This window comes from Streptomyces durocortorensis (assembly GCF_016901035.1).
GTDB lineage: Bacteria > Actinomycetota > Actinomycetes > Streptomycetales > Streptomycetaceae > Streptomyces > Streptomyces durocortorensis.
On the sequence record NZ_JAFEUF010000137.1, the window covers coordinates 1 to 19,844 of the forward strand.

The following is a 19,844-nucleotide window of genomic DNA, read 5'->3' on the forward strand; positions in this document are numbered from 1 at the left end:
CCCTCCCGTCGCCCCCGACGCCACCGCCGCCTACGGGGACCACCCCGACCAGGTCGTCGACTTCTACGCCCCACGCGACGGCCGCACCGGCGCCCCGCTCGTCGTCCTCCTGCACGGCGGCGCCTGGCGGGCCCCGTACGACCGGGCCCATGTCTCCCCGCTCGCGGACTTCCTGGCCCGCCGGGGCTTCGCCGTGGCGAGCGTGGAGTACCGGCGCGGCGGCGAGGAGCAGCACGCTCCGGGGGCCGACCCGGTCGCTCCGGGCGCCGACCCCGTTGCGGGGCGCTGGCCGGAGACCTTCGACGACGTGGCCGCGGCCCTGGACGCGATGCCCGTGCTGGCCGCCCGCGAGCTGCCGGGCGCCGATGTCCGGCGGATCGTCGTCACCGGGCACTCGGCGGGCGGTCACCTCGCCCTGTGGGCGGCGGCGCGGCACGTCCTGCCCGAGGGGTCGCCGTGGCGGCTGCCCGCCCCGCCGCCGCTGCGCGGGGTCGTCGCCCTCGCCCCGATCGCGGACTTCGCGGCGGCGGTCGAGCTCGGGGTCTGCGGCGGCGCTGTCACTCAACTCCTGGGCGGAGAGGGTGACTTCGAGGATCGGGCGGCACACGCCGACCCCGGGGCGCTGCTGCCGACCGGGATCGCCACCGCGATCGTGCAGGGCGTCGAGGACATCGTCGTACCCCAGGCCGTCTCCGAGGCGTACGTCGACGCGGCGGCCAAGTCCGGCGAGACGGTCGGGCTGACCCTGCTCGGCGGCGTCGGGCACTTCCCGCTCATCGATCCGGCCGCCGACGCCTGCGCGGTGGTGGCCGAGGAGATCACCCAGCTCGCCTGGTGACCCCTTCCGGGTAGAGGACCGAGGGTGTCCGCAAGGGTCTCTACGTTGGTCCTGTTGCCGCTCGGAGGGAGCGGGAACCGACGAAGGAGATCCTCATGACGATCCTGGTGACCGGGGCCACGGGAACGGTCGGCCGCCGCGTGGTCGAGCAGCTGCTGGAGCGCGGCGAGCACGTCCGGGCCCTGACCCGCGATCCGGCGCGGGCGGAGTTCCCGGCCGGGGTCGACGTCGTGCGCGGCGACCTGACGGACCCGGCGTCGCTGGCCCCCGCGCTGGACGGGGTGACCGGGCTGCACCTCATCACCTTCGGCGGCGAGTTCTTCGCCCCGCTGGAGACCGCCGACGAGATCCTCGCCCTGGCGAAGAAGGCGGGCGTGCGCCGGGTGACCGTGCTGCACGGCGGCGGGGCGACCCCGATGGAGACGGCGGTGCGCGCGAGCGACTTCGCCTGGACGGTCGTGATGCCGGTGGAGTTCATGGCGAACGCCCTGGAGTGGGCGCCCGGCATCAAGAGCGAGGGCGTGGTGCGCGAGCCGTTCGTGGGCCGGCTGAGCGCGATGGTCCACGAGGCGGACATCGGCGCTGTGGCGGCCGTCGCGCTCACCGAGGACGGTCATGGCGGCCAGGAGTACCTGGTCACCGGTCCGCAGGCGCTGACGCTGGGTGACAAGACGGCGGCGATCGCGGCGGCCCGGGGCGCGGACGTCGAGCTGGTCGAGCTCACCGAGGAGCAGGCGCTGGAGGGGTGGCGGGCGAACGGGATGCCCGAGGACGTGATCGCGTTCATGATCGACGTCTACCGGGACACCCCGCCCGAGGGCCGGACCGTGGTCGACACGGTGGAGAAGGTCACCGGACGCCCGGCACGGACCTTCGCGCAGTGGGCCGAGGAGCACGCGGAGCACTTCCGCCCGGGGGCCTGACGGGATCCCCCGCGCGGCACGGTGGAGGCGGGTAGTCCTTGAGACGGACGCCCCGGAATCCGTAGCGATGCTGACGACCCGCCGTTCGCCGCCGCCTACCGTGGAAGCGTGACCGAGACCCAGACAAAGAACAGTGGCCCGGAGTTCCGGGCAGCCGCAGGGGCGATAGACGGCCTGCGGGAGGACCTCTTCCGCCAGGTGCTCGCCTACCGTCCCCTGCCGCCGCTGAACCCCGACGGACGGGTCGTCCGGCGGCTGCCCGAGGGGCTGCGCAGGTTCGTCGTCTGGACCCCGCACGCCCTGGTGCTGTTCGCCGCCTTCCTCGTGATGATGGCCGGATTCGCCGAGTGGCGGTTCCGCCTCCTGATGGGCCTGGTGCCGGCGATCGCGGTGGCGATGACCCTCGTCAGGCCGGTCGCCGCCTTCTGGGCCTCGATGCTGGCGACCGTCTTCTGCGGGGTCGTGGGCGGCGAGCTGTGGGGGCCGAGCGCCTTCGGGGCGCAGGTGGTGGTCCTGGTGGTCGTGGCCGCCCGGACCCGGCCCCGTACCGCCGCCTGGATGTGGCTGCTGACCCTGCTGTTCGGGATGCTGCTGGAGGGCGGCGACCCGTCGATCACCGCGCCCCTGGTCACGCTCTCCGCCTTCGCGCTGCTCGTCGTCGCCGTGGTCCAGATCCGGCGCGACGCCGAACGCGAGGTCACCGTGCAGCGCACCGTCACCGCCGTCGAGCGCGACCGGCGCACGCTGCTGGAGGAGCGCACCACCATCGCCCGGGAGCTGCACGACGTGGTGGCGCACCACATGTCCGTCGTCGCCATCCAGGCCGAGGCCGCCCCGTACCGGGTCGAGAACCCGCCCCCGGAGCTGGAGCAGGCCTTCGTCACCATCCGGGAGAACGCGGTGGCCGCCCTCACCGAGCTGCGCCGCGTCCTCGGCGTCGTAAGGGCGGAGGACTACGAGGCCCCGGACGCCCCGCAGCCCACCCTCGCCGCGCTCGACGGGCTGCTGGACAACGTCCGCGAGACGGGCCTGGAGACGGAGAAGGTGATCACCGGGGCCGTCCGCGAGCTGCCGCAGGGCGTGGAGCTCTCCGCGTACCGGATCGTCCAGGAGGCCCTGAGCAACAGCCTGCGGCACGCGCCGGGCTCCTCGGCCAGGGTCGAGCTGAGCTACGTCCTCGGCGGGCTCGGGCTGCGCGTGGTCAACGGGCCCGCGCGGGGCCTGGTCAAGCCCTCGCCGGGGGCCGGGCACGGGATCACCGGGATGCGGGAGCGCGTCGCGATGCTGAACGGCGAGATGACGGCCGGGACGACGGCCGAGGGCGGGTACGAGGTCGCCGTCTTCCTCCCCGTACCGCTGTCGGAGCAGCCGGAGCAGCGGCCGGAGTCCCGGGACGCGGCGGAAGGCAACGCCGACACCGTCGTCATCGACCGGGACGGCCGGGCATGAGCGACACCGACATCCGGGTCCTGATCGTCGACGACCAGATGATGGTCCGCGAGGGCTTCTCCGTCCTGCTCAACGCGATGCCCGGGATCACCGTCGTGGGCGAGGCGCTGGACGGCCGGCAGGCGCTCGCCCAGGTCGCCGCCCTGCGCCCGGACGTCGTCCTGATGGACATCCGGATGCCGGAGATGAACGGCATCGAGGCGACCCGCGAGATCGTCGCCCGGGACGCCGACGCCAAGGTCCTGGTGCTGACGACCTTCGACCTCGACGAGTACGTCTACCAGGCGCTGCGGGCCGGGGCCTCGGGCTTCCTGCTCAAGGACGCCTCGGCCCGGCAGCTCGCGGACGGGGTACGGGTGGTGGCCTCGGGCGAGGCGCTGCTCGCCCCCACGGTGACGCGGCGGCTGATCACCGAGTTCTCCAAGCTCGCGGAGGCCCCGCGGCCGCCCGCGCTGGCCCGGATCGGGGATCTCACCGAGCGCGAGACGGAGGTGCTCGTGCTCATCGCGCAGGGGCTCTCCAACGCGGAGATCGCCTCGCACCTGATCGTCGCCGAGTCCACGATCAAGACGCATGTGAGCCGCATCCTGGTGAAGCTGGGGCTGCGCGACCGGACCCAGGCGGCGGTGTTCGCGTACGAGGCGCGGCTGGTCACCCCGGGGTAGCCCCCAGCCTTCGTCGACCCCCTTGCGGTGGTGGCGGGCGCGGGTAGCGTCGGGTCATGCACGTGTCCTTCGATCCCTGGTCGCCCGCGTTCGTCGCCGATCCGTACCCCGCCTACACCGCGCTGCGCGCCGCCGGCCGCGCGCACTGGTTCGAGCCGACGGGGCAGTGGCTGATCCCGCACCACTCCGACGTATCGGCCCTGCTGCGCGACCGGCGGCTCGGGCGCACGTATCTGCACCGCTTCAGCCACGAGGAGTTCGGCCGCACCCCGCCGCCGCCCGAGCACGAGCCGTTCACCACGCTCAACGGGCAGGGCATCCTCGACCTGGAGGCCCCCGACCATCCCCGGATCCGGCGGCTGATCTCCAAGGCGTTCACCCCGCGTACGGTCGAGAACCTCGCCCCGACCGTGAGGCGGCTGGCGGCCGAGCTGGTCGACGCGTTCGTGGCGAAGGGCGGCGGGGACCTGCTGGCCGAGGTCGCGGAGCCGCTGCCGGTCGCGGTCATCGCGGAGATGCTGGGCGTCCCGGAGGCGGACCGGGGGCTGCTGCGGCCCTGGTCGGCGGCGATCTGCGGGATGTTCGAGCTGAACCCTTCCGAGGAGACGGCGGCCGCTGCCGTCCGGGCGTCGGAGGACTTCTCCGCGTATCTGCGCGGGCTGATCGCCGAGCGGCGCACCGACCCCGGCGACGACCTGATCTCGGCCCTCATCGCCGCCCACGACGAGGGGGAGCGGCTGACCGAGCAGGAGATGATCTCGACCTGCGTGCTGCTGCTGAACGCGGGCCACGAGGCGACGGTGAACACCACCGTGAACGGCTGGCGCACCCTCTTCCACCACCCGGAGCAACTGGCCGCCCTGCGCGCCGACCCCGCGCTGCTGCCCACCGCGATCGAGGAGCTGCTGCGCTACGACACCCCGTTGCAGATGTTCGAGCGCTGGGTGCTGGACGACATCGAGATCGACGGCCAGGTGATCCGGCGGGGCGCGGAGGTGGCGCTGCTGTTCGGCTCGGCCAACCGGGATCCGGAGCGGTTCGCGCGGCCGGACGCCCTGGACCTGTCCCGTACGGACAACCCGCACATCACCTTCGGCGCGGGCATCCACTTCTGCCTGGGCGCCCCGCTGGCCCGGCTGGAGCTGGCCGCGTCCTTCGGCGAGCTGCTGCGGAAGGCGCCCGCGCTGCGGATGACGGCGGAGCCGGAGTGGCAGCCGGGCTATGTGATCCGGGGGCTGAAGGAGCTGCGGGCGGAGGTGTAGATCCGCCGGCCGGGGCGGGCTCAGCAGGGGTCGTAGCACTCCGGCCTGGGCGCCCCGGCCAGCGCGTCCACGGCGACGCCGAGCGTGAAGAGGACGCCGATGGCCGCGACGCAACCGAGCGCCCGCTTCCAGTCGCCCCGGACCAGGAAGAACACGGCCAGGGCCGCCGCGATCCCGCCGAGGATCATGAGGGGCAGGCCGACCCGGAGCACGTTCCAGTTGGAGGCGCCCTCGAAGCCGTCGAGGAGTCCGCCCTTGCCGTGCGGCGCCCAGAGCACGATGCCCGCGAGCGCTCCGGCGAAGGCGGTCAGACAGCCGGCGGTGCCGGTGACGGCTTCGCGGCGCGAGTTCTGGATCTCCATGAGCGGGGAGACGCGATGGGCGCGAACGCGGTTCCGGGGGCGCCCATCAAGCCCCTCCGGCGATTGAGGAGCGGGGGTACGGGGGCGGAGCCCCCGAAACAGCGCCCCGCATCACGTCAGCGGGTACGACTTCCGCCCCGACGCCTCGTCGATCTCGTCGTGCGCCTTGGTCAGCAGTTTCATCGCCAGTTCGTTCAGCGCCCTGGCCCCCGCGATCTCCTCGCCGACCCGCTGCTGGTCGGCGTCCGAGGGATGGCGGCTGGCGTAGCCGTGGGCGCGTACCTCTGTTCCGTCGGAGAGGCGGACGAGCGCCGCCGCGCGCGTGCGGTGGGTATCCTCCTCGAATTCGAGGTCGATGTGCCATCCGACAGCGGTCCTGGTCATGACGAACACCTCCGGGACGTTCCGGGCGTCTTCTACCAGCGTGCGCCCGCTGCCCCGTCCGCGCTCGCCGGGCCCGGCAGCATCAGCCCCCACGCGCCCGCCCGGACCGTCCACGTCCGGGTGCGCACCGGCCCCCCGGTCTGTATGTCCGCCCGGTAGCGGAAGTCCGCGCCGGAGACCGTGACGGCCTTGGCCTCCGCCGTGACGTCCTCGCCGGATCCGGTGCGGACGACGACGTCGGCCAGGCCCCCGTCGCCCTGGGAGGTCACCGAGAGGCCCCGTACCGGCGTGTCCAGGTCGCTCAGCAGCACCCCGTCCGCCTCGATGCGCAGGCGGTGCGTGCCCGGGTGCGTGGCGGCGGCGACCGGGGCCGGGCGGACCAGGGACGTCACGAGCGAGCGGCAGGTGTCCCAGACGGCCGTGACGCCCGCGTGCGGGGTTCCGGAGCCGGGCGGCGGGGGAGGCGGGGCCGGGATGCGCAGGCGGCCCAGGACGACCCCGTCGCTGTCGTCGACCAGCAGGTCCAGGCGTCGCACCGCACCGTCCAGCGCGGTGCGGGCGGCCGCCACCGCGCCCCGGGGGATGCCGAGGGCGTGGGCCACCTCCAGGGCGTGCGCCGCGCCGACGGGGATCAGGGAGAGGACGCCGGCGGCCAGCTCCCGCTCGCGGTGCAGCTGGGCGACCGCGCGCAGCAGGGCGTGGTCGTCGCCGACCACCACCGGGCGGCGCGAACCCCGCCGGGACAGGGCCCGCGCGAACTCCTCGGGGGTGTCCGGAAGGCAGATCTTGGCGTGCGAACCGGCGCTCAGCACGTCCTTGGCGATACGCACGGACTCGCCGTCACTCCGGCGGGCGACCGGGTCGATGACCACCAGGAGCTGGTCGTCGCCGTCGCCGGGGGGCTCTGCAGCCGACACCTCGGTCCTTCCTCGGGTAGCATCTTGGTGCAAGAGCCCCTTGCGCTATTGCGCCAGGGGCTTCGTCTATTCCGGGGCACCCGGTTCGACGGCTCAGGCTTTGTCGTACATCGTCGTACGGCAGGTACGACCTTGACGTACGCCCCCTGACCTTGGACATGCCCCGCCCGGAAGGGGTGTACGCCTGTGCCCGCACTTGTGCTGCTCGGTGCTCAGTGGGGTGACGAGGGCAAGGGGAAGGCCACCGATCTCCTCGGTGGATCCGTGGACTATGTCGTGCGATACCAGGGCGGTAACAACGCCGGTCACACGGTCGTCGTGGGCGACCAGAAGTACGCACTTCATCTCCTCCCCTCCGGAATCCTGTCGCCGGGTTGTACCCCGGTCATCGGGAACGGTGTCGTGGTCGACCCGGCGGTCCTGCTCTCCGAGCTGAGCGGTCTGAACGAGCGAGGCGTCGACACGTCCAAGCTTCTGATCAGCGGCAACGCTCATTTGATCACTCCGTACAACGTCACGCTCGACAAGGTGACCGAGCGCTTCCTCGGGAAGCGCAAGATCGGCACGACGGGCCGGGGCATCGGCCCGACGTACGCCGACAAGATCAACCGGGTGGGGATCCGCGTCCAGGACCTCTACGACGAGTCGATCCTGGAACAGAAGGTGGAGGCGGCCCTGGAGCAGAAGAACCAGCTCCTGGCCAAGGTCTTCAACCGCCGCGCGATCGAGGCCGGCAAGGTCGTCGAGGACATGCTCCAGTACGCGGAGCAGATCAAGCCGTTCGTCGCCGACACGACCCTGATCCTGAACGATGCCATCGACGAGGGCAAGGTTGTCCTCTTCGAGGGCGGCCAGGGCACCCTGCTCGACGTCGACCACGGCACGTACCCCTTCGTCACCTCGTCGAACCCGACCGCGGGCGGCGCCTGCACCGGCGCCGGTGTGGGGCCGACGAAGATCAGCCGCGTCATCGGCATCCTCAAGGCCTATACGACGCGCGTCGGAGCCGGTCCGTTCCCGACCGAGCTGCACGACGAGGACGGCGAGGCGCTGCGGCGCATCGGCGGCGAGCGCGGTGTCACCACCGGCCGTGACCGCCGCTGCGGCTGGTTCGACGCCCCGATCGCGCGGTACGCGACCCGGGTCAACGGCCTGACCGACTTCTTCCTCACCAAGCTCGACGTCCTCACCGGCTGGGAGCAGATCCCGGTCTGCGTGGCGTACGAGATCGACGGCAAGCGCGTCGAGGAACTCCCGTACAACCAGACCGACTTCCACCACGCGAAGCCGATCTACGAGAACCTCCCGGGCTGGTCGGAGGACATCACGAAGGCCAAGACCTTCGACGACCTGCCGAAGAACGCGAAGGCGTACGTGAAGGCGCTGGAGGAGATGTCGGGCGCCCCGATCTCCGCGATCGGCGTCGGCCCCGGCCGGACCGAGACGATCGAGATCAACTCGTTCCTGTAGGCAGCGCCTGCCGGGCAGCAGCACCCGCCCGTGGGGCCCGGGACCGGATCGGAATGATCCGCATCCCGGGCCCCACGGCTTTTCCACCGGCCGTGGCGTACCCGCCTCAGTCGGTGTCCGTCGCCGCGAGCACGGCGATCCGGCGGCGGTCGGGGGAGAGGGCGGCGATGCCGTAGTCGGTACAGGCCTCGTTGTGGAACCACTCCGCGTCCGACTCGAAGTGGAACCACGTCGTCTGCCGGATGTGCTGCTCCACCTCCTCCGCGCTCGCGCCCGCCGGTGCGTCGCTGAGGGCCGCCATGGACTTCCAGGCCCACAGCCGGCCGTACGCGCCGTGCGCACCGCCGTGGTACATGCCGCCCATCGACGCGGTGGCGTAGAGAATGCCCCAGATCTCGTCGGCGGGGCGACGGGCGATCTCGAAGCGGCCCGTGGCGCCGAGTCCCTCGACGCACTCCATCGGCAGGGTGGGCAGCAGTGCGGGCACCCCGTCCGGCTCCACTTCCTCGTCCGTCAGGAAGACCCAGGCCTCGGAGTACCCCCAGCCGCCGGCCTTCGGCGCGGCGATGATCATCTGGTGCAGGTCGAGGGTCGCGGAGTCCACCAAGGCCGACCTCTCCTCGGTACGGGGTGTCGGCGGGTCGACCCGGCCCTCGGTCGGCAGGGTGACGCCGGCGGATCTTGCGCTGCCGTTGACCGAGCGGCTGGGGAAGCCGAGCCGGGTCTCCAGAGCGGTGCGGTGCCGTGGCAGCCACGCCAGTGGGTGGCTGCTGTACAGCACGCGCGTCCAGTCTCTCCTGTTCACGAACGCGTCCACGTCCACGTCTCGCAGGATCAGCTCGTGGAGGAGGCAGAAGCGCAGCTCGTCCAGGCGGCCCTTCGCGTCGTGCTCGGAGAACGGGCCCACCAGGTCCGCCGCCTCCCGGTGCTCAGCCAGGACCGAGGCCACGAAGCGGGGCGCGAGGTCGACCCCTGGGGCTCGATCCCGCGTGAACAGCCGCAGGAGCTGGGTCAGGCTGTCGTGGCCGGGGGTGATGGCCAGCACTCTGACGAGCATGGCCAGTTGGTGCTCGTGCTCGCGCTTCTTCTTGGCGGCGGTGTCGATCCGGTCCGTCAGCTCCAGCGCCAGGTCGGCCACCTGGCGGGAGTCGCCCTGCGCGGCGCGCTGCTCGGCCGGCTGCCAGGCGAAGCGGCTGAAGTCGTCATCGGAGTCGTTCACAGTTCGTCACCCTAGGGTCGTTCCGGCGGCGGACGCGATGCGTTTGTTGGTCTAGACCTTGACAGGTTCAGACCAATGCGGTTTGGGTGGTGATCCCCAAGTCGGCCTGCCGGGAAGCCCGATGGGCCGCGCAGAAGGAGTGAGCAGCCCTGTCCCGCATCGACCGCGCCGATCGCCTCAAGCGCTTCCTGACCGTGCCCGCGACGCTCGCCGCCCTCGCCGCCGCCCTCGTCGCGGCGGCCCCCACGGCCTCGGCCGCCGCTCCCGCCGCCGAGCCCTGCGCGCCGCTCCACAGCGCCACCGCCGACTACCGCGCCGGCGACACCGTGTCCCACCACGGGCGCAACTGGAGCGCCAAGTGGTGGACCCGGGGCGAGAATCCGGGTGCGGGTTCCGCCTGGGCCGACCGGGGCGCCTGTACGGGAGGGGTGTCCGACTTCGTCATCGGCGAGGAGGAGTTCGACGTGATCTTCCCGGACCGCGACCCCTTCTACACGTACCAGGGGCTGATCGACGCGCTGCACGCCTACCCGCGCTTCGCCAACGTCGGTACGCCGCAGACGCGGGCCCGGGAGGCGGCGGCGTTCCTGACGCACGCGGACTTCGAGTCGGTGGGGCTCAAGTACGTCAAGGAGATCAACGAGGCCAACTACTGGCGCAAGTGCGACGACACCCAGCCCTTCGGCTGCCCGGCCGGGCGCGAGGCGTACTACGGGCGCGGGCCGATCATGTTCAGTTGGAACTTCAACTACAAGGCCGCCGGGGACGCCCTCGGGCTCGACCTGCTGAACGATCCCTGGCTGGTCGAGCGGGATCCGTCCGTCGCCTGGGCCACCGCCCTCTGGTACTGGAACACGCAGAACGGGCCCGGCACCATGACCTCGCACGACGCGATGGTCGGCGGCGCGGGCTTCGGCGAGACGATTCGTTCGCTCAACGGGGCCCTGGAGTGCGACGGCGGCAACCCGGAGTCGGTGGCGGCGCGGGTGGAGCGGTACGAGCGCATCACGGGTGTCGTCGGGGTGGCGCCGGGGTCCGGGCTGACCTGCTGAGCCCGGCCGCGCTGCCGGAAGGCTCCTGTCCGCCGCAGCGCCCGCGCCGTCCGCATACTGGGCGGTCCGGAAGATTTTACTTTCGCTCCTGCCCTCGCTCGTGGGCGATCCGGATGGACTCCTTCCGGAATAGCGGCTGTTGAGAGCGCTCTTGACGCGATCGCCCCGGGCCGCCGCAGCCGGGGCCGGTGGAACCTGCGCCCTTTTCGAGGATGGTCTAGACCTTGACAGGTCCAGACCATCCTCGCTTGAGTGTCGGGCACCCCCACAGCGGCGCACGGCCGGACGGCGCGCCGCGTCCAAGGAGTGTGATCACGTGATCCGACGTGTCATGAGCCTGCTGGTCGCGCTCGGCGCGATCGTCGCGGCTCTCGTCGTTCTTCCCGCCGCCACCGCGCAGGCAGCCACCTGCGCCACGGCCTGGAGCTCCTCCGCCGTCTACACGAACGGCGGCGCGGTCTCGTACAACGGCCGTAACTACACCGCCAAGTGGTGGACCCAGAACGAGCGACCGGGTTCGTCGGACGTGTGGGCCGACAAGGGGGCCTGCGGCACCGGCGGAGGCGGTGAGGACCCGGGCCAGAGCAACGGATTCGTCGTCAGCGAGGCCCAGTTCAACCAGATGTTCCCGAACCGGAACGCCTTCTACACCTACCAGGGCCTGACCGACGCCCTGTCCGCCTACCCGGCCTTCGCCAACACCGGCAGCGACGAGATCAAGAAGCGCGAGGCCGCCGCCTTCCTCGCCAACGTCAGCCACGAGACCGGCGGGCTGGTGTACATCAAGGAAGTCAACGAGGCGAACTACCCGCACTACTGCGACGCGAGCCAGCCCTACGGCTGCCCGGCCGGCCAGTCCGCGTACTACGGCAAGGGCCCCATCCAGCTGAGCTGGAACTTCAACTACAAGGCCGCCGGTGACGCGCTCGGCATCGACCTGCTCAACAACCCCTACCTGGTCGAGCAGAACGCCGCCATCGCCTGGAAGACCGGCCTCTGGTACTGGAACACCCAGTCCGGCCCCGGCACCATGACCGGCCACAACGCCATCGTCAACGGCGCCGGCTTCGGCGAGACCATCCGTTCCATCAACGGCGCGATCGAGTGCAACGGCGGCAACCCGGCCCAGGTCCAGAGCCGGATCAACAAGTTCACGCAGTTCACCCAGGTCCTCGGCACCACCACCGGTTCGAACCTGAGCTGCTGAGGCCAAGGTCCTCACGGGGGCCCGAGAACCCCACCCGAGCGGGGGGTGCGTCCGGCGCGAGCCGGAGCGCACCCCCCGTTTCGGCATCCGGCCCCCGTCACACCAACTGCGGCCGCACCGACATCAGCAGATGCCGGTGCGTGCCCGTGCCCGCCCCGTCCGTGATCAGCGCGCGCTGGCCCGCCCCCAGCAGCTGGAGCCGCAGGGCCGGTCCCGTGAAGGAGGCCAGGGCGTCCGCCAGATAAGCCGGGTTGAAGGCCACCGTCAGCTCCTCGTCCCCCTCCAGCGTGGCCGGCAGCCGCTGGGAGGCCACGTCGTCCTCGTAGCCCGCCCGGAGCGTCACGGAGGCGTCGGCGCGGGAGAACGTCATCTGGACCGGGCTGTCCCCGTCGGCGACGACGGAGACCCGCTTGACCGCCTCCGTCAGCCGAGCCCGGTCCACCACCGCGAGGGACGGGCCCTCCATCGCGAACAGCTTCTCGTGGCGCGGCAGTCGGCCCTCCAGGAGCCGTACGGTGGTCCGCATCCCCGCGTGCTCGAAGCCCGCCGAACCGGCGTCCAGGGCGACGCTCACCAGCCCGGAGCGGCCCAGCGAGCGGGCGATCTCGGTGAGCCGGCGGGCGGAGACGAGGACGTCGGCGCTCTCGCCGGGGGCGGTCGCCTTCCACGGGAGGGTCCGGACGGCGTAGCGGTAGCGGTCGGTCGCGGCGAGCGTCATCGTGTCGCCGTCCAGCCCCAGCCGGATTCCGGTGAGCGCGGGCAGCGTGTCGTCGCGCCCCGCCGCCACCGCCACATCGGCCACGGCCGCCGCGAACAGCTCCGCGTCCACCGCGCCCCGCACCTGCGGAAGCGCGGGCAGCGCCGGGTGGTCGGCCAGCGGGAGCACGGAGAGGCCGAACCGGGCCCCGTCGCCCGACACCGTGAACCGCGAGCCCTCCACCGCGCACTCCACGGGGCCGTCGGGCAGCACCTTGCAGATGTCCAGCAGCCGCCGCCCCATGACGAGCACCTTGCCGGGCCGCAGGACCCCGGCCTCCACGTCGATGCGCGCGGACGCCTCGTAGTCGAGCCCGGAGATCCGCAGCCGCCCTTCCCCGGCCCCGTCCCCGGCCCCGTCCCCGTCCGTTCCGCCGCTCTCCGTGTCCAGCAGCAGGCCGCCCAGCACCGGGACGGGCGAGCGCACGGGCAGGACGCGGGCCGCCCAGGACACGGCCTCGGTCAGGGCACTGCGCTCGATACGGAACTCCATGGGCGCCTCTCCTCGGACGTCGAAGCCGTCGGCCGACTCCTGCGTACGACGGTAAGAGGCACCACTGACAATCAGGCGCGGCCGCAGCGCAGCCCGTGCGCGGCCCGTGCGCGCGGGAGCGGGGGGACCGGCGACAGCGACCACCCCCGTGAGCCGCTGCCGCCGCGTTGCCGCGGTCCCGTGTTCCGGCTTCCCCGTCGTCCCCCGACGTGCCGGAACACGTTCGGACGATAGATCGGAGGGTAGGGGCACCGGGAGATTCAATACGCCCAATGGGACGGCCGCCGGGGTATCGGTCCGCACAGTCAGAAGGGCCCGGTCACCGGCGACACGGCTGTGTCCTGGGCGGAACGGGGGACTGATGCGATCAGGGGAGCGCGCGGACGATCTTCTGCGGATGCACCGGCTGGCCCGCACCGGCGGCACGGCCGAGCTGCTGCGCTGGCTCGCCGGGCGGGCCGAGGGGTGGGCCGGGCTCGTCGGGCCGGACGGGACGGTGCTGCACGCCGCGGCCCGGACGGCGGGGGCGATGGTCCCCGACGTCGCCGGGCTGGTCGCCGAGGGCGCGAGCGCCCTCACCGAGCGGGGAGTTCAGGCGTACTCCCTGGACACCGGTGCGTACACCGCTCTTCTCTTCCCGCTCGGCGTCTCCCCTCCGGGGGCCGGGGATCCCTTCGCTCCCGTGCTCGCCGTCGTCACGCCCCGGCCGGTGGCCGCCGGGCTCGCCACGCTGCTGGCCGACGTGGTCCTGCCGCTTTCCCTGTGCCTCCAGGCCGAGATGCTGGAGCGCAAGCGCCGCCGGGTGGACCTCGCCGAGTCCCGGGGCCGCGAGGCGGTGCTGCACCTGCTGATGACGGGTCAGCTCTCCGTCGCCCAGCAGGTCGCCGGTGCGCTGCGCCCCCGGCTTCCCGATCCGGTGCGGGTGTGCGTCGTGGAGTGTTCCGGCGGCGGGCGCGACGAGGTGGCCCGGGTCTGCGCGGACGCGGACGGCGGCCGTTCCTGGATCGTGCGGTGTCCCGTCTACGCCCGCCACCTCATCCTGGTGATGCCGGCGGAGGCGGGGGAGCTGGAGCCGGGGGTCGTCCCACCCGACGAGACCGTCGCCGCCCGGGTGGGCGACTGCGTGGTGGGCGTCAGCGAGCCCGTGCCGCTGGCCGACACCGCGACCGGCTACCGCCAGGCCTTCCACGCCCTCGCCGTCGCCCGGGAACTGCCCGCCCGGCACGCCCGGTTCGGGGTTTCGCCGGATTCCGCGCTCGTCGTCGGACCGGACGGCCACCGGTGGGCGGACGAGCTGCTGAACCCGCTCCTGACCCATGTTCCGCGCCGCGCGCAGGACCCCGGGAGCCAGGAGTTGCTGGCCACGGCCGCTTCCTGGCTGGCGTTCTCGTCCCACGCGACCGACCATCTCAAGGTCCACCGCAACACCCTCGCCGCCCGGCTGCGGCTCATCGGCGAGCTCCTCGGCCTCGACCTGCACCGGCTGGCCGACCAGGCCGCCCTCGATCTGGCCCTGCGCGTCCGCGCCACCCCCGCCCCGGCGTGCACCCCGGAGCCCGCGCCGCCCACGCCGCTCGCCCCGTACGACTCCGGCCCCGGACCCGGTACGTCGAAGGCGGCGCGGGGCCTCGACGACGTTCTGCGCCGCCCCGCCGTACGCGACTGGGCCGACCAGCAACTGGCCCCCGTCCGGGGCGCCGAGGAGACCCTGCGCACCTGGCTCGGGTGCGAGGGCCGCATCGGCCCGGCCGCAGCCGAGCTGGGCATCTCCGTGCCCGGTGCCCGCAAGCGCCTCACCCGCCTCGAAACGGTGCTCCAGCGCTCGCTGCTGCGGCCCCCGAGCGCCCGCTACGACCTGTGGCTGGCGCTGCGGGCCAGGGATCTCGCCCCGTGACCCGCCGAGCCGTCGTCGGCGTCACTGCCGGTGGTCGCCGCCCAGCAGCAGCCCGTTGACCTTCGACAGCCCGAGAGAGGCGGGGCCGATGGAGACCGACGACGTGGCGAGCGGCCCGGACGCGCCGCCGGGCAGAACCCACACCGCGCCCTGGTCGTTCTCCCACCCCGCGCCCACCACGAGGTCTGGCCGCCCGTCCCAGTTCAGGTCCCCGGCGCTCACCGTCGAGCCGAACTGGTCATCGAACTCCGCGCCGCCCGGCACCCCGGCGGTGTCCTGGGTGAACGCGTAGGATCCCGCGCCTAGTTGACCCGTACGACGGCCCGGAACGACCACCACACCCCCGGCATACGTCTTCTTGCCGATCGCCTCGCCGGGCGTTCCGACGATGATCTCGTCCGCCCCGTCGCCGTTCAGGTCCACGACCGCGACCGACGCCCCGAACGCGTCGTACCGCTCCCCGCCGCCGGGCACTCCCGCCGTGTCCTGGTGGATGGTCATCGGCGCCTCGTCGTACGCCACACCTTGCGCCGACCCGAACCACACGTGCACCGCCCCGCCGGTGTGGCCGATCGGCCCCTCCACCGGGTCCGGCTCGTCGGGGTCGCCGAGCACGACGTCCCCGTATCCGTCCCCGTTGACGTCCCCGACCGCCGCGAAGAGTCCGTCGCCGCCGTGCAGCCGGTTGGTCTTCTCCCAGGACGAGTTCACGTAGACGGCACCGCCGCTTCGGCCACCCATGCGGCCGTTGACGAGAACGCGGTCGGCGGCCCCGTCGCCGTTCAGGTCGCCGTACGAGGCGGCGTTCATGTAGCCGGTCTCGTCGTGCAGGTAGGACGAGGCGACGATCTGCCCCGAGCGCTTGAACGGCCCGGTCAGACGGGTGGCGTTGTTGTGGTTCACGACGAGGACCTGCGCCCCGTCGGGGCCGGACCAGGCGGCGACGTCCCGCCCCGCCTGCCCCTGGCTCTCCAGCAGGGTCGGCAGCGCCACCCCGGACACCGGGCCCTGTTTGCCGCCCCACAGCACCACGACCGCTCCGGCCGACTGCCTGGAGCCGACCTTCTCGTGCGGCGATCCGACCACGATGTCCGCGTAGCCGTCCTTGTCCAGGTCGGCGACGGCGATCGAGGCCCCGAAGGTGTCCCCCTCCTCGGCCGCGCCCGGAACGCCCGGCGAGTTCTGCGTGATCACGGCCCGCTTGGCTGCGGAGACGCCCTTGGCCGACCCGTAGAGCACGACGACCGCCCCGGCGTACGCCTTCCCGGCGACGGTGGCTCCGGGGGCCGGGACGACGATGTCCCCGTACCCGTCCCCGTTGATGTCCTGCGGGACCGGCAGTGCCGTGGCCACTGCCGTCCCCCCGGACAGCGTGGTCGCGGCGACGGTCATCGCGGCGGTCGCGGCCAGTAGGGCGAAGCGTCTGGTGCGTGCGGTGTGTCCGGTCATCTGTGGTGCCCCCACCCTTGAGCTGCTGACGTATGGGGGTATTCAGCCATGGGCCCGCACGTCGCCGTCACGCGGGGCCCGTATCCCTTCCTCGCCCCGGCCCGTACAGTGCGTCGATCTCCCGCGCGTAGCGGGCGAGGACGGCGGGGCGGCGGACCTTGAGGCTCGGAGTGAGCAGGCCGCCCGTCACGTCGAAGTCCTCGTCGAGCAGGGCGAAGGCGCGGATCCGGGCCGGGCGGGAGAGCTGCGCGTTCGCCGTGTCGACCGCTTCCTGGACCAGCTCCCGCACCCGCTCGTCCCGGGCCGGACGCGGGCCGAGCGAAACGCCCTCCCGCTCCGCCCAGCCGCGCAGTTCGTCGGTGTCGAGCGTGATCAGGGCGACCGGGTGCGGACGCCGGTCGCCGACCATCACCGCGCGCGAGACGAACCGGGACTGCTGGAGGGCGAACTCGGTGAGCGAGGGGGTGAGGTTCTTGCCCCCGGAGGTGATGATCAGGTCCTTGCGGCGGCCGGTGATGAAGAGGTAGCCGTCCTCGTCTAGGTGCCCGAGGTCCCCGGTGCGCAGCCAGCCGTCGGCGTCCAGGACGGCCGAGGTGGCCGCCGGGTCGCCGTGGTAGCCGCCGAAGACGTGCGGGCCGCGGGTGAGGACCTCGCCCTCGACGCCCGGGCCGACGCCGCCGCCCGCTGCGGCGCCGTCCGTTCCGTCCCCGCCCGCTCCGTCCCCGCTCTCCACGCCCGACTCGCGCCTCGGGCTGTCGATCCGGACCTCGCAGCCGGGCATCGGGCGGCCCACGGAGCCGTAGCGGAGAGCGGCCGGGTGGTTGAGGGAGATCACCCCGCCGGACTCGGTCATCCCGTACCCCTCGAAGATCGCGATGCCGCAGGCGCGCAGGAAGTCCAGCGTCGCGGGTGCGATCGGCGCCGCCCCGGTCAGCGCCCACTTCAGCCGTCCACCGAACGCGCCCCGCACCAGGGAGAACAGCCGCTCGTCGGCCTCCCGCCAGGCCTGCGCCAGCTCGGCGTCCGGCTCCTCGCCGCGCTCGCGCAGCTCCGCGACCGCGACCCCGGTCCGTACCGCCTCCTCGAAGCGTTCCCGGCCCCCCTCCTGCCCCTCCGCGAGGGACAGCACCACGGAGTGCACCTTCTCGAACAGCCGGGGCACGGAGGGCAGATGGGTGGGTCGGGCCTCGGCGAGTTCGGCGACCACATCCTCGATCCGGCCGCCGAAGTAGATCAGCGTCGTGCCCTGGAGCAGCGTCTTGAACTCGACGAGCTGCGCCATGGTGTGGGCCAGCGGCAGGTAGAGGTACGTGCTGTCGCCCTCCTCGGAGGGGATGAGGTCGAGGGTGCCGTCGCGGACGGCGGCGATGTTGCCGTGCGTGACCCGGCAGCCCTTGGGCGGACCGGTGGTGCCGGAGGTGTAGACGATGGCCGCGAGGTCGTCCGCGCTCCGGGCGACGATCCGCGCGTCGAGGCCGTCGAGGCCGTCGAGCGGGCCGGTGGCGTCGGAGGTGCCGGAGGCGTCGGGTGGGCCGTGGATGTCGAGCCTTCCAGGGGTGCCGAGGGTGCCGGGTGCGCCGTGGACGCCCAGCGCGGATTCGGCGTCCGGCCCGGGGAGTTCGAGGAGCGCGAGGCTCTCCTCCGTGGCCCCGGACATCCGCACGACGGCCCGCACCCCGGGCAGCCGGTCACGCAGCCGCTCGACCTTCCCCGCCTGTACGGCGTCCTCGCAGATCACCACGGTGGCGCCGGAGTCGCCCAGGACCCACACCACCTCCTCGTCCCCCGCCGTCGGGTACACGGGCACCACCACCGCGCCCGCCGTGAGCACGCCGAGGTGGGCGTACGTCCACTCCGGCCGGGTCTCCCCGAGGATCGCCACCCGGTCGCCCGGCGCGACGTCCAGGCCCATCAGGCCGCGCGCCACGGTCCGTATCAGGGTGCGCAGTTGTTCGTACGAGACCTCCTGCCACCCCTTCGGCTCGTCGGGGGAGCGGAAGCGCAGGGCGGGCCGGCCGCCGTAGCGCGCGCCCGCCCAGTCCGCGAGCGCGGCGAGCGTGGGCGGGGCCGGAAGCTGCGACAGCGGGTACGGGGACGAGAGGGCGTCGGGCTCGGACATCGGGCGCCTCCAGGGTCACGGTACGTCCGACGCTAGGGACGGGGACGCCGTCCGGGGGATGACAGGACACGTCAGCACCGCTGACCCTGGCGCTCAGGCCCGCTACCGTCGTGACCATGGCCAGGCGGACGATCACCGTGCACCAGGTTCGGGCGCTGCTGAGCGGGGTGCGGCGCGGCGGGGTGGACATCGTGCCCCTGCTCCAGGCCGCCCAGATACCGCCGCTGCTGCTCGGCGACGCACGCGCGCGGGTCACCACCGCCCAGTTCATCCGCCTTTTCCACGCGCTGTACGCGCTGACGGACGACGAGTTCCTGGGGCTCGGGCCGCAGCCGAGCCGCCCCGGCACCTTCGCGATGATGTGCCAGGCCTCGCTGCACTGCCGGGACCTCGGGGCGGCGATGGAGCGCGGGGTCCGCTTCTACGGCCTGTTCCCGGGCGGTCCGGACCTGCTGCTGGAACGGGGCGGTCCGGAGTGGGGAGCACACCAGGCGGGCGAGGAAGCCGCGTTCATCGTCCGCAACGACTTCACCGCCGAGGAGGAGCGGTTCCTCGCGGAGTGCCTGGTCATCATCTGGCACCGGCTGTGCAGTTGGCTGATCGGCCGCCGCATCGCCCTGCGCTGGGCCACCTTCGCCTTCCCGCCGCCGCCGTACGCGGACGAGTACCAGCAGCTGTTCGGCTGCCCCGTGCGCTTCGGGGCCGAGCGCACCGGGGCCGGGTTCGCCGCCCACCACCTGGGCGCGCCACTGGTGCGGGACGAGGCCGACCTCGCGCTGATGCTGCGGCGGGCCCCCTTCGAGCTGCTGAGCCGCCGGGCGTACGGGACGACGGTCGCCGAGCAGGTGCGGCGGGCGCTGGTACGGGCGCTCGGGGACTCGCCCCGGCTGCCCGAACTCGGGGAGACGGCGGCCCGGTTGGCCGTCAGCCCGGCCACACTGCGCCGCCGCCTCGCCGCCGACGGGACCTCGTACAAGGAGTTGAAGGACACCGTGCGGCGGGACGCGGCCATCGTCGGTCTGGCCGAGGGCGACGAGCCGATCGCGGAGCTGGCGGCGCGGCTCGGGTTCTCGGAGGACACCGCCTTCCACCGGGCCTTCCGCCGCTGGACCGGCACCACGCCGGGGGCCTACCGGCTGCTGTCGCACGATCCGGGGGCGGCCCCGGAAGGGCCGGCGACCGGCGCGTCCTGAGACATGAGGTCTGAGAGACATGAGGTCCGAGAGACATGAGGCCTGAGACACGGAGTCAGCAAAGCTGAGCTTCCCGGTCAGCGCCGGACCTACTCGCGGGTCACTACCGTCCGGTCCACCAGCTCCGCCCCCTACTCCTGCCCCACCGGACCGTTGGGAGAGCCGCATGCACCCGCGCAGAAACCCCCACCC

At 72.9% G+C, this 19,844-nt stretch carries 17 protein-coding genes; 10 read left to right on the plus strand and 7 right to left on the minus strand.

Annotated elements, in window-relative coordinates:
- From JS521_RS23075 to JS521_RS23095, 5 genes are all read left to right on the plus strand, one after another.
- The coding region (locus JS521_RS23075; RefSeq protein ID WP_205084853.1) for an alpha/beta hydrolase family protein at positions 1 to 838 on the plus strand (838 nt) is incomplete at its 5' end.
- A 95-nt stretch (positions 839 to 933) separates the two neighbouring features.
- Positions 934 to 1,761, plus strand: a complete 828-nt coding sequence (locus JS521_RS23080; RefSeq protein ID WP_205084854.1) for an NAD(P)H-binding protein — start codon at positions 934 to 936, stop codon at positions 1,759 to 1,761.
- A gap of 108 nt (positions 1,762 to 1,869) precedes the next feature.
- Positions 1,870 to 3,210, plus strand: a complete 1,341-nt coding sequence (locus JS521_RS23085) for a sensor histidine kinase (RefSeq protein WP_205084855.1) — start codon at positions 1,870 to 1,872, stop codon at positions 3,208 to 3,210.
- Positions 3,207 to 3,875 (plus strand): response regulator, encoded by a 669-nt coding sequence (locus JS521_RS23090; RefSeq protein WP_205084856.1) that lies wholly within the window; start codon positions 3,207 to 3,209, stop codon positions 3,873 to 3,875. The genes JS521_RS23085 and JS521_RS23090 overlap by 4 nt, the downstream gene beginning before the upstream one ends.
- A 56-nt stretch (positions 3,876 to 3,931) precedes the next feature.
- Entirely contained in the window at positions 3,932 to 5,137 is a 1,206-nt protein-coding gene (locus tag JS521_RS23095; protein ID WP_205084857.1) for a cytochrome P450, read from the plus strand.
- 20 nt (positions 5,138 to 5,157) lie between these two features.
- On the opposite strand, the gene JS521_RS23100 is transcribed toward JS521_RS23095, so the two are convergent.
- From JS521_RS23100 to JS521_RS23110, 3 genes are all read right to left on the minus strand, one after another.
- A complete protein-coding gene (locus JS521_RS23100) occupies positions 5,158 to 5,499 on the minus strand; it encodes a hypothetical protein (protein WP_205084858.1) in 342 nt (113 codons plus the stop codon).
- 111 nt (positions 5,500 to 5,610) lie between these two features.
- Positions 5,611 to 5,883, minus strand: coding sequence for a DUF1876 domain-containing protein (locus JS521_RS23105; protein ID WP_205084859.1), 273 nt, complete (start codon positions 5,881 to 5,883; stop codon positions 5,611 to 5,613).
- A 32-nt stretch (positions 5,884 to 5,915) separates the two neighbouring features.
- Entirely contained in the window at positions 5,916 to 6,800 is an 885-nt protein-coding gene (locus JS521_RS23110; RefSeq protein ID WP_205084860.1) for a diacylglycerol kinase family protein, read from the minus strand.
- Positions 6,801 to 6,986: 186 nt separating this feature from the next.
- On the opposite strand from JS521_RS23110, the gene JS521_RS23115 reads away from it, so the two are divergent.
- A complete protein-coding gene (locus JS521_RS23115) occupies positions 6,987 to 8,270 on the plus strand; it encodes an adenylosuccinate synthase (RefSeq protein ID WP_205084861.1) in 1,284 nt (427 codons plus the stop codon).
- Positions 8,271 to 8,376: 106 nt separating this feature from the next.
- Here JS521_RS23115 and JS521_RS23120 read toward each other — a convergent pair whose 3' ends face one another.
- Positions 8,377 to 9,489: a DUF6183 family protein gene (locus tag JS521_RS23120; RefSeq protein ID WP_205084862.1), complete on the minus strand. Its 1,113-nt coding sequence runs from the start codon at positions 9,487 to 9,489 to the stop codon at positions 8,377 to 8,379.
- Positions 9,490 to 9,683: 194 nt separating this feature from the next.
- Between JS521_RS23120 and JS521_RS23125 the strand changes: the two genes are divergently transcribed.
- A complete protein-coding gene (locus tag JS521_RS23125; RefSeq protein ID WP_205084863.1) occupies positions 9,684 to 10,541 on the plus strand; it encodes a glycoside hydrolase family 19 protein in 858 nt (285 codons plus the stop codon).
- 316 nt (positions 10,542 to 10,857) lie between these two features.
- Positions 10,858 to 11,748: a glycoside hydrolase family 19 protein gene (locus tag JS521_RS23130; RefSeq protein ID WP_205084864.1), complete on the plus strand. Its 891-nt coding sequence runs from the start codon at positions 10,858 to 10,860 to the stop codon at positions 11,746 to 11,748.
- Positions 11,749 to 11,845: 97 nt separating this feature from the next.
- Here JS521_RS23130 and dnaN read toward each other — a convergent pair whose 3' ends face one another.
- Positions 11,846 to 12,997: a DNA polymerase III subunit beta gene (dnaN, locus tag JS521_RS23135; protein ID WP_205084865.1), complete on the minus strand. Its 1,152-nt coding sequence runs from the start codon at positions 12,995 to 12,997 to the stop codon at positions 11,846 to 11,848.
- Positions 12,998 to 13,394: 397 nt separating this feature from the next.
- On the opposite strand from dnaN, the gene JS521_RS23140 reads away from it, so the two are divergent.
- The gene (locus JS521_RS23140; protein ID WP_205084869.1) at positions 13,395 to 14,891 is read left to right on the plus strand and encodes a PucR family transcriptional regulator; all 1,497 of its coding nucleotides are present in this window, start codon (positions 13,395 to 13,397) and stop codon (positions 14,889 to 14,891) included.
- Between the two features lie 21 nt (positions 14,892 to 14,912).
- Here JS521_RS23140 and JS521_RS23145 read toward each other — a convergent pair whose 3' ends face one another.
- Together JS521_RS23145 and JS521_RS23150 are read right to left on the minus strand one after the other, a co-directional pair.
- Complete coding sequence (locus JS521_RS23145) at positions 14,913 to 16,340, minus strand: FG-GAP-like repeat-containing protein (protein WP_205084866.1); 1,428 nt, start codon at positions 16,338 to 16,340, stop codon at positions 14,913 to 14,915.
- Between the two features lie 67 nt (positions 16,341 to 16,407).
- Positions 16,408 to 18,459 (minus strand): AMP-dependent synthetase/ligase, encoded by a 2,052-nt coding sequence (locus JS521_RS23150; RefSeq protein WP_205084867.1) that lies wholly within the window; start codon positions 18,457 to 18,459, stop codon positions 16,408 to 16,410.
- Positions 18,460 to 18,575: 116 nt separating this feature from the next.
- Here JS521_RS23150 and JS521_RS23155 point away from each other — a divergent pair, with 116 nt between their 5' ends.
- Positions 18,576 to 19,652: an AraC family transcriptional regulator gene (locus JS521_RS23155; protein WP_205084868.1), complete on the plus strand. Its 1,077-nt coding sequence runs from the start codon at positions 18,576 to 18,578 to the stop codon at positions 19,650 to 19,652.
- Positions 19,653 to 19,844: the final 192 nt, after the last annotated feature.

What these genes read in the sequence shown, in the direction of transcription:
- JS521_RS23080 (WP_205084854.1), top strand. Translation starts at nt 934, where the DNA reads ATGACGATCCTGGTGACCGGGGCCACGGGAACGGTCGGCCGCCGCGTG.
- JS521_RS23090 (WP_205084856.1), top strand. Translation starts at nt 3,207, where the DNA reads ATGAGCGACACCGACATCCGGGTCCTGATCGTCGACGACCAGATGATG.
- JS521_RS23095 (WP_205084857.1), top strand. Translation starts at nt 3,932, where the DNA reads ATGCACGTGTCCTTCGATCCCTGGTCGCCCGCGTTCGTCGCCGATCCG.
- JS521_RS23100 (WP_205084858.1), bottom strand. Translation starts at nt 5,499, where the DNA reads ATGGAGATCCAGAACTCGCGCCGCGAAGCCGTCACCGGCACCGCCGGC.
- JS521_RS23105 (WP_205084859.1), bottom strand. Translation starts at nt 5,883, where the DNA reads ATGACCAGGACCGCTGTCGGATGGCACATCGACCTCGAATTCGAGGAG.
- dnaN (WP_205084865.1), bottom strand. Translation starts at nt 12,997, where the DNA reads ATGGAGTTCCGTATCGAGCGCAGTGCCCTGACCGAGGCCGTGTCCTGG.
- JS521_RS23140 (WP_205084869.1), top strand. Translation starts at nt 13,395, where the DNA reads ATGCACCGGCTGGCCCGCACCGGCGGCACGGCCGAGCTGCTGCGCTGG.
- JS521_RS23145 (WP_205084866.1), bottom strand. Translation starts at nt 16,340, where the DNA reads ATGACCGGACACACCGCACGCACCAGACGCTTCGCCCTACTGGCCGCG.
- JS521_RS23150 (WP_205084867.1), bottom strand. Translation starts at nt 18,459, where the DNA reads ATGTCCGAGCCCGACGCCCTCTCGTCCCCGTACCCGCTGTCGCAGCTT.
- JS521_RS23155 (WP_205084868.1), top strand. Translation starts at nt 18,576, where the DNA reads ATGGCCAGGCGGACGATCACCGTGCACCAGGTTCGGGCGCTGCTGAGC.